The 17766-nt window shown below is 47.3% G+C and carries 8 protein-coding genes and 1 riboswitch; of the genes, 3 read left to right on the forward strand and 5 right to left on the reverse strand.

Annotation, left to right across the window (positions count from 1 at the left end):
• Positions 1-12: 12 nt before the first annotated feature.
• The 3 genes from GWG06_RS25850 to GWG06_RS25860 form a co-directional block, all read right to left on the reverse strand.
• Complete coding sequence (locus GWG06_RS25850) at positions 13-3414, reverse strand: SusC/RagA family TonB-linked outer membrane protein (RefSeq protein WP_160717139.1); 3402 nt, start codon at positions 3412-3414, stop codon at positions 13-15.
• Positions 3415-3513: 99 nt separating this feature from the next.
• Positions 3514-4536, reverse strand: a complete 1023-nt coding sequence (locus GWG06_RS25855; RefSeq protein WP_160717141.1) for a FecR family protein — start codon at positions 4534-4536, stop codon at positions 3514-3516.
• Between the two features lie 87 nt (positions 4537-4623).
• The gene (locus GWG06_RS25860) at positions 4624-5217 is read right to left on the reverse strand and encodes an RNA polymerase sigma factor (RefSeq protein ID WP_160717143.1); all 594 of its coding nucleotides are present in this window, start codon (positions 5215-5217) and stop codon (positions 4624-4626) included.
• Between the two features lie 418 nt (positions 5218-5635).
• Between GWG06_RS25860 and GWG06_RS25865 the strand changes: the two genes are divergently transcribed.
• The 3 genes from GWG06_RS25865 (at position 5636) to GWG06_RS30725 (ending at position 14684) form a co-directional block, all read left to right on the forward strand.
• On the forward strand, positions 5636-9601 hold the full coding sequence (locus GWG06_RS25865; RefSeq protein WP_160717145.1) for a hypothetical protein: 3966 nt from the start codon (positions 5636-5638) through the stop codon (positions 9599-9601).
• Between the two features lie 43 nt (positions 9602-9644).
• Positions 9645-14030 carry a DUF6443 domain-containing protein gene (locus GWG06_RS30475; protein WP_202183117.1) on the forward strand — a complete coding sequence of 1462 codons (4386 nt, stop codon included), beginning with the start codon at positions 9645-9647 and terminating at the stop codon, positions 14028-14030.
• A gap of 441 nt (positions 14031-14471) precedes the next feature.
• On the forward strand, positions 14472-14684 hold the full coding sequence (locus tag GWG06_RS30725) for a helix-turn-helix transcriptional regulator (protein WP_160717147.1): 213 nt from the start codon (positions 14472-14474) through the stop codon (positions 14682-14684).
• A gap of 602 nt (positions 14685-15286) precedes the next feature.
• Here GWG06_RS30725 and GWG06_RS25880 read toward each other — a convergent pair.
• Together GWG06_RS25880 and glk are read right to left on the reverse strand one after the other, a co-directional pair.
• Positions 15287-16573, reverse strand: a complete 1287-nt coding sequence (locus GWG06_RS25880; RefSeq protein ID WP_160717149.1) for a voltage-gated chloride channel family protein — start codon at positions 16571-16573, stop codon at positions 15287-15289.
• 44 nt (positions 16574-16617) lie between these two features.
• Positions 16618-16689, reverse strand: a riboswitch (Fluoride riboswitch).
• Between the two features lie 7 nt (positions 16690-16696).
• A complete protein-coding gene (gene glk / locus GWG06_RS25885) occupies positions 16697-17755 on the reverse strand; it encodes a glucokinase (protein WP_160717151.1) in 1059 nt (352 codons plus the stop codon).
• Positions 17756-17766: the final 11 nt, after the last annotated feature.

The raw sequence follows: 17766 nt of genomic DNA on the forward strand, positions 1-17766 counted from the left end.
TCGGTTGAATAATTAGAGCTGTATATTGATACCGCCGTTATAGCTGCGCAACATCGGATACATGATAGTCAGGTAAGCCCCGGCTTCCGGATCTATCTGTTTCAGCCGGCTGAAGGTCAGCAGGTTGTTGCCGCTGACATATATTCTGACATTACGGATACCCGCATGACGCAGCCATTGTGCAGGCAGGTTATAGGCCAGTTCCAGATTTTTCAGACGGATATATGATGCGTTATGCAGCCAGTAGTCAGATTCCTGTGTGTTGTTGGGATAGGAGATAAACAGCCGTGGGAAGCTGGCATTGCGGTTTTCCGGTGTCCAGTAATCCTTGTGCAATTCCTGTACATGCCCGTCGTATCCGAAGGGGAAGGCATAGGCGCCGTATACATATGCCTGTATATTACCTGAACCTTGCCAGAGCATGTTCAGCTCCAGCCCCTTATAGCGGCCCCCCAGCGATATACCATACTGAATTTCAGGATAGTTGCCGCGGTCAGTGAGTGTTTTATCGTTAAAGGTGATTTTACCATCGCCGTCAATATCTGCATAACGGATATCTCCCGGCGATACATTGGCATACAGTGGTTTGGGACCTTTATCTATTTCTTCCTGCGACTGGTATAACCCCTGGGAAACAAATTTCGGTACCGTTTTCAGACCTACTGATTTGCCTGTAAGTCGCTGCCATTCAGGAATAGCGCCGGCTTCGGGATAATATACCACCTTGTTGCGGGCATAGGTGAGGTTCGGTCTTACATAATAACTGAAGTCATGGTGCCTGTTTTCATAGCCTATACTTATTTCAAATCCCTTGTTGTCAACGATAGCCGCGTTTTCTACCGGGAGCTTTACGCCGATAACATCCGGTATGGCATCTGCCCGCGGGGCGAGTATATCTTTTGTCCGTTTGTAGAAGTAATCCGCAGAAACGCTGATGCGGTTATCCCATAGCTGCATATCAAAACCGATATTACTCATCACGGCCTTTTCCCAGGTGAATGCAGGGTTGGGCAATACATTCAGTTCCAGGCCGGGATAGTAAACGGGGCTGGTGCCGCCAAAGGAATATCCGTGATTGACAAGGTTCTCGTCGATGCCTATGATATTATAGGTAGACAGGAACTGGTATGGATCTACCCGGTCGTTACCCAGCAGCCCCCAGGATCCTCTCAGCTTCAGGAAGTCTATCAGCTTTACATCCCGGAAGAATGATTCTTTGGAGATGACCCACCCAGCACCTATGGAAGGGAAGAAACCAAAGCGGCTGCCGGGAGGGAAGATATCAGAACCATCGTAGCGGAAGTTCATTTCCAGGAGGTACTTCTGTGAAAAATCGTAGATAAGGCGACCGACTACTCCCTGCCGGTTTTTTCGTTTGCCCGTTCCGGTTATACCGATATTGGTCGGGTCGGCAGCGTTGAGTACTTCCAGTGCAGGAGATACAAAATTATAACCACTGGCGCTGAAATCATTGCCTGCATCCATCGTTTGCGTATAGAGCAACATACCACCGATATGATGATCCCGGAAGGTACGGTCATAGTTGACAGAAACTTCGCTGGTGGCGCTGCTGGTCTGTTTAAAGGTTTCCATCAGGTCGGCTGCGGCCGGATAGTTATTGGCTTTCTTCATATTCCCTGCCTTATCCATAGTATACAGGGCATTGGGTTTGGAGAAAACTTTATCCAGCGTCTGGTCCCGGTCGTAGGCAAATAACCCTTTTACGGACAGGCCTTTTACATAGGGTATAGCATACTGCAGGGAGATGTTTCCGTTGAAAGCTGTACCATTGCTACGGTTGTAGCCATCTTCACCCCTCGACTGCCGGTAAACGTTACCCCTGGCAGCGGGTACAAAACCATACTGCCCGTTGCTGAACTGATTTACATAAAACGGCTGACTGGACGTGGTAATTTTCATAATACCGGAGTTGCCGATCCTGGGATTGATGCTCTCTGTCATGAAACCCGCCAGCTGCAGGTTGAAAATAAGTCCCCTGGCTACTTCCGACTGAAGGTTGGAACGCAGGTTGTAGCGTTTGTAATGCGTGGCCGGATAGAATCCACCTTCATCATTATAGCCTGCAGAAACGTAGTACTGCGTTTTATCATTGCCACCGCTGACAGACAGGTCATAGCGCTGCTGCAGGGAAGTGGGAGAGAGCACCGCTTTATACCAGTCAGTATTAGGGTAACGATCGGGATCGCTGCCCGTCCTGAATTTCTCCAGTACCTCATCACTGTAACCTTTGCCCGCAGCCGGGTTGAAGCTGTTTTCATTTTTCAGCGCCACATTATAAAGTTGTGCGTAGTCATAGGAGCCGAGTGGTTTCAGCTGCCTGGTCTGCTGCTGAATGGTAGTGTTAGCCGTGAAGTTAATGGAAGCCTTACCGGTATTGCCTTTCCGGGTAGTGACCAGTAATACGCCGTTGGCAGCTCTGGCGCCATATACCGCAATGGCGGATGCATCCTTCAATACGCTGACGGTGGCAATATCCGCAGGGGAGAGGTTGTCCAGGTTACGATCCGGTATGCCGTCAATAACAATAAGCGGCTTGGAATCGTTGGTGGTACTGATGCCACGGATGTATATATTGGAACCGGCGCCGGGTGCCCCATTCGTTTTGGTAACAAATATGCCGGGCACTCTTCCGGCCAGGGCGTCTGAAGCTCTGGCTACTGGCGCTTCTGCAAGTTCCTTGCCGCTCACGCTGTTCACAGCTCCTACCATATTGGCTTTCTTCTGTTCGCCGTAACCTACGACCACTACTTCAGAGAGTGCCCGGGAAGAGCTGGCCAGGGTGATTTTCAGCGGGGCGGATGTTGCCGGTGTGATTTCCTGCGCGCTGTAACCGATACCGGAAATCAGCAGTTTCCGGTTCATAGCTCCGGCAACGGTGAACTCCCCGTTTTCATTCGTATAGGCGCCCCTGTTGGTACCGGTAATCTGGATGCTGATACGTTCCAGCGGCGCTCCTTTTTCATCTGTAACCCTCCCGGATATACTGCCGAACTGGGTTACAACCACTGGGGCGGCGGAAGGAGAGTGGGTGTCCCCGGATAGCAGGTTGTTGTTTTTGTCCTTGCCGGTGACGATGGCATAGTAATCTTTTTTGATGTAGAGAAATAACAGCCCGTTGGGATAAAGAATAGATTTGAGCTGTTCCTCCACATTGCTATTCCCTGCATTCTCCGGATCAAAAGAGGTATAAAGCTCCTTTACCAGGGTTTTGTCATACACGAAAGTGACCCCGTTTTTTTTCTCCAGTTTTTTCAATGCAGCATCTACCGTCATGCGCTGTGGCTGATTTTTGACTGAGGGTATGCGCTGCTGTGCCTGTACCTGCTGGTTGCCGGCAGTTACGGTCACAAAGAGCCATACCATTCCCAAAGGGAAGAATAGTACTTTCCTCATAGTTGAACTTGATTTTGGTTAGCTTTCTGCTAATTGCTAATTCATGATGACAGGCAGTCTGTGGAATGGTGGATGTCCATCTGCCTGATTGCTATCGTTTTATTTTTTGTTATTGAAATACAAAGTATCGTTCCTGTGGCTGATCTGGATATCCAGCACATGGGAAATGATAAAGAGTATATCTTCCCTGCTTTCCAGGTAAATGGTTCCCTCTATTCTTTTTTGTAATAACTGATGATCACTGACAATAATTTTCTCACCATAATTCTCTTCGAGTATCTGGATGATATCAGATAACGGGGCATTTTCCAGCAGGAGTTTGCCCTGTATCCAGCTGCTATAGGTGCTGTCTGCCTTGCTGGCTGAAACCCGCTGCTGCTGTGCATGATAGGTAATCAGATCGCCGGGCAGCAGTATCATACCAGGCGTTTTCCTGTGCGGAAAGTCCACCCGTATCTTTCCTGTTTTCAGGAATACGGTAGTCTGGTTGTGCCGGTGTTTCACATCGAATGCGGTACCGAGCACGGTAATATCCGTAGCAGGGGTATGAACTATAAATCCTGCTGCTGGCAGGTTTTTATCCGGATGTATGTCAAAGAAGCCCTCGCCGGTGATCCATACTTCCCGTTGCATGCCCTTGGCCCAGGCAGAACGGAACCGCAGTTCAGAGTTGGCCCGGAGCCAGACTACGGAACGGTCGGGGAGTGTAATGCTTTTTACTTCACCAAAGGCGGTGCTGATCCGTTGTTCTGTAGTGCGCAGGGCAAAAAAGGCAATCAGTCCTGCGCCGGCAATCAACCCTGAAAGGATGGCGGCATTACGGAAACGAAACAGGCTGCGGAGGCGGCCGGCTGCTGGTTGAGCTGTTGCCATAGCAGCTGTAAACCGCTCATAGGAAGCTGATAACTCAGATTCATCAGGTTCGTGTAGGCGAAAGCGTACCTGATGCAATATCTGCCGGGCAGTATTTGCATTAGCGGCATTGTCCGGATGTTCCTGTATCCACTGATCCCAGTAGCTGTCCGCAGTGGTTGTTTGCCGGGTCGCCCATTCCTGGAAGGAAGGATCTCCCGCAAGATCTGCTATACTGTAATGTTTGTGCGGTTTATCACCTTGCTGCATGCTGTTTCTGCCGTTTAACTGTATAAATAAGTCTGCCGGAGGAAGTATTACCCCACGGACGTTAAAGTTTTTTTCAGGAATTTTTAATTACCGGGTAAACAATAGCCGGAGGAGAGGGAGAAGCATATAAAGCGGGATGCTGACCAGCTGTTTCAGTTCGTCAAGTGCGCGGGCCATAAGTTTATAGGTAGCCTTTACAGAGATATCCAATACTGCAGCGATTTCATCATACTGCATATTTTCGTAGAACCGGAGAAATACGGCTTCCCGCTGACGGGGAGTGAGTTGCTGTAAAGCTGTCAGGACAGCAGCTTTCATCCGGTGATCCTGTTCTTCGCGAATAATAAAATGGTCGGCTCCGAATTCTGGAGTCTGTGTTGCCTGTACCTGTTGCTCCCGTTGTATTCGTTTCACTGCATCCTGGTGGTAACGGAACAGCCTTCTGCGAAAGCTGCTGAAAAGGTAGCTCTTACCCGCTGCCAGTTCCGGGTTGCGTACGTTGGCCTGCCATACGGAAATGAAAACATCATGAATGGCGTCTTCAATCAGACTGGTATTATCCGTCAGTTTTCTGCCGTAATTGTATAGCTGCTTATAGTAGTGCTTATAGGCATCTGCAGCCTGAATTGTACCCGGCGCACTAAACAGATCCTCTATATTCCATGGTTGGTTTGTACTCATCAGAATAACAAGATATGGATTTTAGGAGTCTTATCAAGTGGATTAATATATGAACGTTATTTTCCTACAGGTATACACCCCTGTCTGCAGGTACATGTAAAGTATGCGAACGGGAAGTTATCACCGGAGAAAAATGGTCAGCCACTCCAGACGGCAGGCCGCTGTTGCTAATGATATCAAGCTGCAGGATCTTTTTAATTATCCCATGTAATTACATAATTTGGTCTGGTTGTTAACAACATTTTCTCAGTTACCAGTTAAGCCTGTTTATCAGCATATCTCTATATCTATACCCACCACCAGATAGATATATTCTGCCCGTAAACACTCTTATACCAATTTATAACACAGGCACAGGCGGATGTTATCAAAGCCTACCTGGTGTCTGGATAACCGTGCACATAATTATCATCAGAATATGAAAAGAACCTATGCCCTGAAAACCGGCATACTATGTATGTTGCTGTACTGCGTCCAGCTATGTTTTGCGCAGGTTAAACCCCTGGGACAGTCTATCCCCAGTCCCACTGCTGCATCGCTGGGTGCCTATGGCGAAGTACCGGTCTCATTTTTTTCCGGGGTTCCCGGAATATCCATTCCTATCTTCGATGTGAAAGGAACGAAATTATCACTACCGTTATCATTGAGCTATCATGCCGGGGGGAACAGAATAGAAACCCATCCGGGCTGGGTGGGGATGGGGTGGAGCATCATTGCCGGCGGCGCCATCAACCGGATTGTAAAGGGAGTATTCGATGAGCAGGCGCTGGATAAGATCCAGGATGCTACCGGATATTACTACAACAAAGGCACCCTGAATACCATTGACTGGTCATCAGATGAGGTGATGAAGGCATTTCCGATCTCCAGAACCCTGGATGAAGAACCAGATGAGTTTGTATTCAATTTCATGGGTTTTTCCGGGAAGTTCTTCCTGGATGAAAAAGGCAAATGGCAGATACAGGGAAACCGACCCCTTAAAATAACCTTCAACAATGAACTGATTGATCCCTATGTAGTAACACAGCCTGTTTACGTTGTAGAAACAAATGCCATCTCCAAGGCATTCAAACAGTTTACCATTACTGACGAATACGGGAACCAGTATATCTTCGGAGGCGCCGGCGCTATTGAATATAATGATGAAATTGCGCCCGACAAGAAGAATTACCGGAACGGAGTGGCCCATATGGCTTCTACCTGGTACCTGAGCAAAATTATCAGCGCCAATGGCGAAGATGTGATCTATTTTACCTACGACCGCGGTCCCTTCATCAGCAGCTTGTATATGAATAATATTAATACAAGTATCAACGGCGTTGGTGGCGGTTTTCTGGATGTTACCTGCGAGTCCTTTTCCTACAGTTCTTTTCCTAACGGAAGAATTATCTCCCCGGTATATCTGCGTAAAATAGAAAACAAAAATTTCCGGATAGATTTTAATATGTCCAAAAGCGACGAATATACCTATCCGACAGTGGTGTACACCAATATCTGCAGAAAGTTTTATAACAGTGCTCCGGATACGGATTATTACCTGGAAATGCTGCAGGCTACGGCAGGGATACCATACTATCAGACGCACCAGCTGGAAAACTCCAAGTACAAGAATTTTGTATGGCTGAAGCTGGACAGCATCAACATCACAGAAAAAAACAGTAATAACACTTACCAGTCCGTTCTTTTCAACTATAATAATAACCCGCTGAAACGACTGGAACTGAACAGTGTTTCCTTCCGGGAAAACCTGGGCGGGCAGACAAAAGATTACAGCTTTGATTATAACAGCACTGAACTGCCCAGGTATCTTGAAGGTATGGGCGACCACTGGGGATTTCATAATGGAGGACAGATGCCGGCCGGCGTCAGTAACGTGAATTATCTGACTGCGAAAACACCCAGCATTGATTATGTAAAAGCAAGGATACTGGAAACGATCAATTATCCTACAGGCGGGAAAACCAGCTTCTTCTATGAAATGAACAGGTATGCGAAGATCCTTTCCAATGACAGAACCTCTCTCACCGCAACGGCCGGCGATGGCGGCGGCCTGCGTATCTCCAGGATCGTAAATACTGACAATGCGGGCAATACTACCGAAAAGGAATATTACTACGTCAGCGGCTATACGGCGGGCGCCTTTCCCGGCAGCCTTCCCGGAAGCGGTATCCTGGATGTAAAACCGCAGTACCTGTTTTCTATAAGCGGTAAAGATGAGCAGAATATGGACTTTACCTCCACCATTTACACACCCAACACCATCATTCCGTTAACCTTAAACAGCTCCGGACTCGCAGTAGGTTATTCTGAAGTGGTGGAAAAAGAAAAGAATGGCGGGTACACAATTTATAAATTTTCCAACCACGATAACGGTGACTATAAGGACATTCCGGCCTACAACTCCTATAACCGCCAGAATGTACCCTATGTTCCTTTCACCACCCAGGACTTCAGGCGGGGGCAGCTCCTGGAGCAGACCACCTATAACAGCACCGGCAAGGCGTTGTCCAAAACGCTCAATGAATATATCGTTGTAGGGAATGCGGCTACTGAAGTGGCAAGAGCTGTAAACAGCACCATCCTCATCATCTGCAAGAACCAGGATGGCCGCCGTGCTACCACTAAAGTGGCCTACTCGCTGCCTTATTATAGTTTCCTCCCTTCAAAGCAAACAAGCATGTTGTACGATCAGCTGACCAACAGCTACGTTACCACTGTCAGGGAATATACCTATAATAACAGCTACAGGCTGCCCACCGTTACACGGGAACAGACCAGCAACGGCGATATCAGGAGAACTGAAACATATTATCCTTTCGATTTCTATACGCCTGCAGACGCCACCAACGTACATAACAAAATGCTGACCGCCAATCAGCTCAATTATACTATAGAACAACGAAACCTCCTCCAGTCAGGCACTCAGACCTATATAACCGGAGGGGTACTGAACACCTATGCGGAACAGACTGCCGGTAAATTCGTACACAGTACAGCACATGTACTGGAAGCGTCAGGGCCCATAGCAGATGCCGGTTTCGTTAAAACTACCTATAGCAACGGTTTACAGAAGGACGCCAGGTATAAACTCCGTACATCCCAGATATACGACGTACCTAACTTCAACCTGAAAACGCTGATACAGAACGGCAGCCAGTCGGAAAGTTATATATGGGGCTATAATAATACATTACCGGTAGCAGTGGTAGTTAACGCTGACAGCAGCGATATTGCCTATACCAGTTTTGAATATGCCAGTGATAATGGCCGATGGATTGTACCTCCCGCCACCTATGTTGCGGATGGCATCACCGGTAAAAAAGCGTATAGCCTTGCCAGTGGTAATATTAAAACGCCTGTCCGTACCACCCGCCAATACATCGTATCCTGCTGGGCCAAAAATGCCGTGCCGCTTGTAAATGGCGCCAGTCCGGTATCCGTGGGCGCTGCCGGCAATAACGGATGGAAATATTACCAGTACGAGGTGAGTAGTGCCGCCGAAATAACGGTAAGCGGCAGCGGCCTGATAGACGAATTAAGATTGTACCCGCGCGATGCGCAGATGACAACCTATACCTATGACCCTTACCTGGGTATCACCAGCAAATGTGATATCAGCAACCAGCTGCTTACCTACGAGTATGACGGATTCGCCAGGTTAAAAGTAGTGCGCGATGCGCAGGGGAAAATCGTCCGCCTGATGGACTACAGATACAAGGTACTGGACAGCAGCGACCCTGTATGGAAGGCTACAGGTAATTCCAGGTGCCAGTTAAGCACAGCAGGATTTAACACCGGCAGGTCAGAGCAGGAACAAAAAGACATTAATCCGGCCAGCCCTACCTACAACACCGTGAGATGGGTAGATATAGGTGTCAGCGCAGCCTGCCCGCTCGAAAAATGGACGGATACCGGCAACAAGCGTTGTAAGAAAGATGCCAATAACCAGAATACAGGTGAAGAAGAGAAGGAGCAGAAAGATATGAATCCATTAAGCCCTACCTATAACACAGTAAGGTGGGTGAGCCTCGGCATAACCAATAATTGCCCGGCGCCGCAGGTGATAGTAGCCAGTGTGGAAGAAAGACAGGTAAGTCTTATTGATGAAACAGACCACTATCAGCGGACCTCCAATATCTATATTGTATTGCGCGACCTGCAGGGCAACAAGGTAAATGCCACTAACCTCACAGTAAACTACCAGGAAACGTATGATGCCAATAAGAAGGTGACCAACACCGATCGGTCCGTCACATTCAGCGGCAACGAGGTTTTAATCAAATCGGGTGTTGTATCCGAATGGTTCTTTAATGCCATGGGAACCCCCGTCAATTATTTCACCTATGACTACAGTATTCTGCCTGGAACAGGATATACCAGATAATTGGTCCCGGTTGAATTTATTTATCCAGTGAGAACATCAGTATATGAAAAAATATTATTGCTATAAATATTTATTGCTCATCGCAGGTACGCTGACTGCAGGAATCGCCGGTGCACAGAATATTCCTGCAGCAAGTACCAGACCCGCGGCGCAAGCCGTGGCATTACCTCCGGCCTATAGCGGACCTACCGTTAACTATGTCCGTACCTGGGAGCCTTACATGCCATCTGCAGACGCTAAAGTCATAGCCGGTTCAACGGATGTGAAGGCAGTGAAGCAGACAACGGTGTATCTTGACGGTCTGGGCCGGTTACTGCAAAGCGTTTCAAAAGGTATCAGTGGCAGTGGTAAAGACGTAGTCATTCCTGTTACCTATGATGCATCAGGAAGAGAACAGTTTAAGTATCTGCCCTATGTACCACAGACCGGCAACACCAGTGACGGCAAATTCAAGGCAGACCCGTTCAGCGCGCAGCAGACATTCTACCAGAATAATACATTGAACCCCGGCGCCAAAGGAGAAAGCATTTTCTATAGTCAGACAGACTATGAAGCATCACCGCTCAACAGGGAACTGAATAAATATGCAGCAGGAAACAGCTGGGCTAAGTCAGGAGGTAACCGTCCGGTAAAAGAACAATATCTTGTGAATACTGTCAGTGATTCTGTCAGGCTATGGAAAGTATCCGGCAATACCGCAACGACTGATGCGATATATGATGCCGGTCAGCTGACTAAAAGAGTAACCACCAATGAAGCAGGCAGTGCATCCGTAGAATATAAGGATAAAGACGGCCGCGTTGTATTAAAGAAACTGCAATTGGCTGATGTTCCCGGACCGGCACATATGGGCTGGCTGAGTACCTATTATGTGTATGATAATAAAGATAACCTGCGCTTTGTTATTCCTCCGCTGGCAGTAGAGAAAATCACGACTACCTGGAATTTTACTTCTATCGCTGCTGAACTCTGTTATCAATACCGGTACGATGAACGTAACCGGCTGATTGTGAAAAAACTGCCGGGGGTTGATTCAACTGAAATGGTGTATGATGTCAGAGACAGATTGGTTTTCTCCCGTGATGGTAATCTGAAAAATACGAACGGTGGTTCATGGCTGGTAACATTTTATGATGCAGTGAACAGACCTGTGGAAACAGCCTTGTATAAATCAGCAGCCGCCAGGGATGCGCTGCAGACTACCATGAATAATGTACAACCAGACGGCAGTACTTCCTATCCGGTGCCCGGAATCGCAGACCTCGTAGTAGCGGTGCATGACCGCAATACTTATGTGGCCACCAACAGCGTGACATGGGAAAGCGGATTTGAAACTTCCGGTACAGCAGATGTACTGGCTTACATTGATCCTTCACTGGGAAGTGGTATTATTAATATGCCGGTCAGCAATCCGTTGCCCGGTATATCGCAGCAGGACCTGATTCCGCTGACTTACATCTTCTACGATAAATATAATTACAATGGTGTACATGCTGCTGTCACAGGTGATTTCACAAAATTGCAGCCGGGAGATAATCCCTATGCAGAAATCCTCACAGCGCCGGGAAATATGCCGCAGGGTAAAGTTACCGGAACAAAGATCCGCGTACTGGACACGGACCAGTGGCTCACCATCACCACCTATTATGATGATAAAGGAAGACCCGTCCAGGTAATCAGTGATAATGCAGCCGGCGGAAAGGATATCGTCACTACATTGTACGACTTCAGCGGCAAAGTGCTCAGCAGCTACCTGCGCCATACCAATCCACGCAGTGGCGCAACGCCGCAGACAACCGTGCTGACAATGACCAGCTACGATGCTGCAGGAAGAGCACTGAGCGTTAAGAAAAAAGTAAATGATAATGCCGCCACAGAGAAAACCATTGCCGCCAATGATTATGATGAACTGGGCAGACTGAATACCAAAGCGTTGGGCATGCAAACCGGAAGCCAGGCTATAGAACAGCTAAGCTATGAATATCATCTCCGTGGCTGGCTGAAAAGTATTAACAAAGCATATTTAAATAGTGGTGGCAATACCGCCCACTTTGGCCAGGAAATAAATTATGATGATGGTTTCAGTGCCAATTCATACACCGGTAATATTGCAGGCATCCGCTGGAAAGGCTGGAATGATCCGTTACCCAGAGCTTATGGCTATGCATATGACAGGGCAAACAGATTGAGTAAGGGAGACTTCACACAACAGAATACTGCCGGCAGTACATGGACCAGGGATAAAGTAGATTTCACAGTAGGGGAGGTCGCCTATGATGCAAATGGTAATATCATCAGCATGTCGCAGAAAGGCATGGCAGGTAATGGAATTGTACCCATCGATCAGCTGACCTACCGTTATAGGGATAACAGTAACAAGCTCCTGGCAGTACAGGATGGCAGCACGGCCGCTACACAGCTGGGAGATTTCACAGATGGTAACAAAACAGGCGATGATTATGATTATGACCTGAACGGTAATCTCAAAAAGGATCTCAATAAAACAATCACCTCCATCAGCTACAATCACCAGAATAAGCCAGTGCAGATTGTTTCCGGTAAAGGAACCATTACTTACCAGTATGATGCAGCCGGTAATAAATTGCAGAAAACAGTGACGGATAAAACGGTTACACCGGCCAAAACCATTACCACCAGCTATGTCGGCGATATGGTATATCAGAATGATATCCTGCAGTACCTGGGTCATGAAGAGGGCAGGATAAGACTGGTTTATAAAACGGGCGTAGCGCCGCAATTTGTGTATGATTATTTTGTGAAAGATCACCTGGGCAATGTTCGCCTGGTACTCACAGAGCAAAATGATTTTACCATGTATTCCGCTACAATGGAATCAGCGGCAGCAGCTAAGGAAAATGCATTATTCAGCAATGTGGATGCCACCCGTGTGCCTAAACCGGCTGGTTATCCTGATGATGGCAGCGGCAGTAAAAATGAATCCGTAGCCAGGCTGAATGCGAAAGACGGCGGTAAGAAAGTCGGGCCTTCATTAGTATTGCGGGTAATGGCTGGCGATACCATCCGGATAGGGGCCAGAGCGTTCTATAAATCACAGGTACCGAATGAGAAAAAACAGGCAGGGGCGCCGGTTGAAAATATGGTGGCTGACCTGGTACAGGCATTTGGCGGGAACAGTAAAACTGCAGCAGATCACGGCGGCGGCATGGTAAATAATCAGACACCTTTTAATGCCGGCTTCTATAATAATGATTACAGGAAGATGAAAGATAAAGATCCGGATGAGAACAGACAGGATAAACCCAAAGCCTATCTGAACTATGCATTGTTCGACGACCGGTTTAATATGGTAGAAGAAAATAGCGGTGTGAAACAGGTAAAAGGCGAGCCTGACCAGCTGCAGACGCTCGCTGCGGATAATCTGATTATGAAGAAGAGCGGATTCCTGTATGTCTATACCAGTAATGAAAGTGCGCAGGATGTATTCTTTGATAATGTGGTCGTAACGCAGGCGACCGGCAAGGTGGTGGAAGAAACGCATTATTATCCCTTCGGTTTAACAATGGCGGGGATCAGCAGTAATGCCCTGAAAGGGAAAAATTATCCGGAGAACAGGATGAAGTATAACGGGAAAGAATTGCAGAATGCAGAGTTCAGTGATGGTAGCGGTCTGGAATGGTATGATTATGGCGCAAGGATGTATGACGCGCAGATAGGCAGATGGCATGCCCTTGACCCCAAAGCGGAGAAGTATGAATCAGTTTCTCCTAATGCCTATGCCTATAATAACCCGCTTCGCTTTATTGATGTGAAGGGAGAAGATCCGGGAGATGTGGTTGTTGCTTTCGGTGGCGCTGACCTTTTGATGCAAAGAGATAAAGGCGGCGCCCCCTTGATTCTCAAGGCAGTGCAGGAACAATATCTTAGCAAGAAAGGGGGGCAGGCCAAATCGTTTCATTCAGACTTTTGGAATTCGAATCATAGGATACCTGAAACATTGGATGACGTGACACAAAGTGCCTATGATTATATCCTGTCAAATTATAATAAAGATAATGGTAAAGATGTTAAGGGGGGAAAAGTTATATTGCAGGGATATAGTTATGGAGGAGTACTGGTTACCCATCTGGCGAGAAGACTGAAGAAGGCCAATATTCCGGTTGCGCTATTGGTTACAGTGGACGCAGCAGCAGGTCCGGAGTCTGATAATCTTGACAGAACCATACCTTCTAATGTGGATAGAAATATAAATATCTATCAGACAAAGCCGTCCGGAATTAGGTCACATGGAGACGCGAATAAAAAGGAAGAAGGCAGCAATACACGGATGGTGAATGTGGATGTCACCAGTATCGTAAATGACCATGGCCAGATTGATGATGCTGCTTTAAAAGCAGTTGTAAACCGTATTTTGGATGAATTGAACAAAGAACGAAAGCCCGTAGAATAATTAAATAATCAGTTATGACTTTTTCAGTAAGAAATATAGGTTTGATCTTCTTATATATTGTCGGAATAATATTGGTTTATCCGATAGTACTGTACCTGCTGCAGGATTATAAAAGCATATACAGTCACTTGCCGTTGCTACCACTGCATGGATATATCCAGGTATTTTTCAGTGGTCCTGGTTTAATAATACTGGGCGCCATACTTTTCTTTGCATTCCGGCACCGGATTTCAGGGATTTGTTCCGCTGTCATAGGCGCATCCTGGCTGGCGACTTTGTTACATGAAGTGCTAACTAAGAATTGAATAAGTCTTAATATTAGAAATTAGAAAAAGGCTGCAGTATGTAACTGCAGCCTTTTTTTGCGAAGCAGGTGGCAGCAGCGGTGATGGTTTCTCTGGCTTTTATCTTTATAATTGCAGCGAATCATTTTAAGTATTTATGGATTGTAACAGACTTAAAGCAGAACTAGCTGAAAGAAAACGTTCTAACAAAGAGCTGGCTGCATTTTTAAAGACAAAAGAAAATACTGTCAGCCGCTGGTGTACGAACAAATCGCAGCCAAGCCTTGCAACATTATTCAGGATTGCAGAGTTCCTGGGTGTTTCACCCGGAATATTGCTGAGTGAGCCTATAGGCGAGAGGCAAATCTGAATCAGGATCAGGATGTAATCATCTGCTCAACTAAATCTTTGACCCCCTGGTCCAATTTTTCGGCGTCTGACCGACATTATTTTTCCACTTCATTTTTTGGATAGAATTTTCTGCTTTTTCCTGATCATCCGCAGGAAGTGGAGGACGCATCCTTCCTGTAAATCCCCGTATTTAATTACTTGACATTTGAATTACAGCCTGATGGCAGAGGTTCGGGATGTTTTTCGATTTGGAATCGAAGGGCGGGAGTATTATAGATTATCATTTCTAAGGTGGATTATTCAATTTAACATAATATATATTATAGGAATAATTGGCATATCATTTTGAGACTCCCAGTGCGAAGAGTTTATAACGAAGCCAGGGCCTCTTTAACGCGGCCGAAAAACGCTTAAAATGAACGCACTGAGAATCGTTTATACGATGACGTAGTGATATACGCTCCGGATAATTCAGACACAGGAACCAGCATTACAATAGAAAAATGAAATGAGCGGGAGATCATGCAAATAAAAAACCGCCGGCAGAGAGATGGCTTATCCTCTACCGGCGGCAATTAATAAAAAAGTTGCAGATAAGTTTTATATGAAACTTATCAAATGCTAATCATACTTAGGAACAACCAGGCGCTGCGAACCATAAATACCGGAATGACCGCTGAAATAATATGCAGTAAAACATGCCACGCCAAAGTAAAGAACATGCGTGCCGCCAAATAATTCAATTCCCATCAGTGTACAGGCTATCGGCGTATTCGTGGCGCCGGCAAATACAGCGATGAAACCCAGCGCGGCAAACAAATCCACCGGAGCGCCCATTAACAGCGCCAGTGTATGCCCCAACGCAGCGCCCATAAAAAACAGGGGGGTGACCTCCCCTCCTTTGAATCCCATTCCCAGCGTCACTGCAGTGAAAACCAGCTTCCAGAGCCAGCTCCAGTCATTGATCCGTCCGCCTTCCCGGAAAGCGTTCACAACACTGATACCGTCAGGGTCTTTACTCATAACACCCAGTCCCAGATAATCCCAGGTACCGGCCACATAACAAAGGGCAATTATCATCAGTCCACCAGCGACAGGAATCAGCCAGGGAATTTTAATATAGGCATTGGCGTTATGCTTTATCGTATGCATCAGCCTGGAGAACAACAAGCTGGTCAGCCCGAATGCAACTCCTGCAAGTATCACTTTCAACAGGAGCAGTAAATCTGTATGAATGAAAGGAATGGCAGCACTGAGCGGTGTGCCGCTGAAATCAATGTGGTACTTTGTATGAGTGATGCCCCACGCGCTGCACACTACATCGGCCAGCACAGCGGCAATCAGACAGGGAATCAGTGCATTGTAACGCATTACGCCGATGGCCAACACCTCCAGCGCAAATACCGCTCCGGTAACAGGCGTCCCGAACACAGCCCCAAACCCTGCGGCTATGCCAGTCATCAGTAAAATTCGTGTATCCGATGCCGTTAGCCCCAGCTTCCTGGACAACAGCCCGGCAATACTGCCGCCAATCTGAACTGCTGTACCTTCGCGCCCGGCAGACCCACCGAAAAGATGAGTGATAATAGTCGTCAGCAGCACCAGCGGCGCCATACGCGCAGGTACACCTCCACCCGGCTGGTGAATCTCCTCCATGATCAGGTTATTGCCCTTCTCCGCATTCCTGCCTCCCAACCGGTACAGCCAATAAATAACTATACCCGAGAGCGGCAGCATATACAACAGCCATTCATGCTCCCAACGCAGATGGGTAGCCTTATCCAGCAGCCATAAAAACAGGGCTACCATAGACCCGGCCAGTACCGCCACAGGCAATACCAGCAATGTCCAGCGCAGCAGCTGATACGCTACTGTCAATTGTTCCAGTGATTTTCTGAATTGTTTCATTCCTACAAATAGCAGTTTAGTAATGATACTACCTGTACCATTATTTATTTGTAGGCGCCATCAGTTCCTGTTAGCGAAACGGTTTGGGTCAGGAAGACACCATTTCCTGTGCAGCAAATGTAATTATTTATCTTCTAATAAGCCAGCATAATATGCTGCTCCCCATAAGGCTGATTTATCATTATTAACGATATGTATTGGTACACTGGCCAGCAACTCTGCCATTCGGTCCCCCTGCAGGTAATGATGGTAGAACTCCCCGGTTTCCAGCATGGGCGCTATTTTGGGCGGAATACCACCACCCAGGAATAAGCCACCTGTGGCTTTCATCTTCAGTACCAGGTTACAGGATTCCCGCGCCAGATATCTGACAAACAACTCCATCGTTTTTACACAGATAGCTACCCGCGATTCCTGGGCTGCCTTGCTGATGACCGCCGCAGGATCCCCGTCAGCAATTGCCCTACCCAGCTCTGCACTTTCTTCCATTCCTTTCACATCCCGCAAAAACTGATATATGGTATAAATACCCGGACCTGAAATTAACCGCTCACAACTGGCAATGTCATATTTCTCCTGCAGGTATCTTAATAATAATATATCCAGATCTGTCCGCGGCGCAAAATCTGTATGGCCCCCCTCCGTAGGAAACGGAAAGTGATGCTGCCCGTCCCAGAAAAGTCCCGCCATCCCCAATCCTGTACCAGGTGCTATGATGGCCATATTACCGTTACTGTCTGCCGCACCCCGGTGCAGTGTAGTCAGCTGACTGGGCGATAAAGTCGCCAGCCCGTAGGCGGTCGCCTCCAGGTCATTAATCAATGCTACCGATTTTATCCCCGTAGCCTGCCTGATATCATCTTCACTTAAATCCCGTGAAAGATTGGTCAGCTCCACTTTTCCCCGTACTACCGGACCGGCTACGCCAATGCATACACGCTGCGGCGGCATGCCTTCGCCCTGGCTGATAAAATCCTGTATAATGTCTGTAAAGTTTGTATAATCCCGGGACGCATATTTACCCTCCCGCACAATATCCAGTATGCCCTCGCCGGACCGGAACAGCGCCAGATTCGTTTTGGTGCCGCCAAGATCTCCGGCCAGCAACCACGTAATCTCATCCCCATTATGCACCGGAGTTACAAAGCGGGGTAAATAATGTGTTTTTTTTAATGTCTGCATGACGATAGCAA

This window comes from Chitinophaga solisilvae, from assembly GCF_009928525.1.
GTDB lineage: Bacteria > Bacteroidota > Bacteroidia > Chitinophagales > Chitinophagaceae > Chitinophaga > Chitinophaga solisilvae.

What these genes read in the sequence shown, in the direction of transcription:
- GWG06_RS25880 (WP_160717149.1), bottom strand. Translation starts at nt 16,573, where the DNA reads ATGAAACAATTCAGAAAATCACTGGAACAATTGACAGTAGCGTATCAG.
- GWG06_RS25865 (WP_160717145.1), top strand. Translation starts at nt 5,636, where the DNA reads ATGAAAAGAACCTATGCCCTGAAAACCGGCATACTATGTATGTTGCTG.
- GWG06_RS30725 (WP_160717147.1), top strand. Translation starts at nt 14,472, where the DNA reads ATGGATTGTAACAGACTTAAAGCAGAACTAGCTGAAAGAAAACGTTCT.
- GWG06_RS25850 (WP_160717139.1), bottom strand. Translation starts at nt 3,414, where the DNA reads ATGAGGAAAGTACTATTCTTCCCTTTGGGAATGGTATGGCTCTTTGTG.
- GWG06_RS30475 (WP_202183117.1), top strand. Translation starts at nt 9,645, where the DNA reads ATGAAAAAATATTATTGCTATAAATATTTATTGCTCATCGCAGGTACG.
- glk (WP_160717151.1), bottom strand. Translation starts at nt 17,755, where the DNA reads ATGCAGACATTAAAAAAAACACATTATTTACCCCGCTTTGTAACTCCG.
- GWG06_RS25860 (WP_160717143.1), bottom strand. Translation starts at nt 5,217, where the DNA reads ATGAGTACAAACCAACCATGGAATATAGAGGATCTGTTTAGTGCGCCG.
- GWG06_RS25855 (WP_160717141.1), bottom strand. Translation starts at nt 4,536, where the DNA reads ATGCAGCAAGGTGATAAACCGCACAAACATTACAGTATAGCAGATCTT.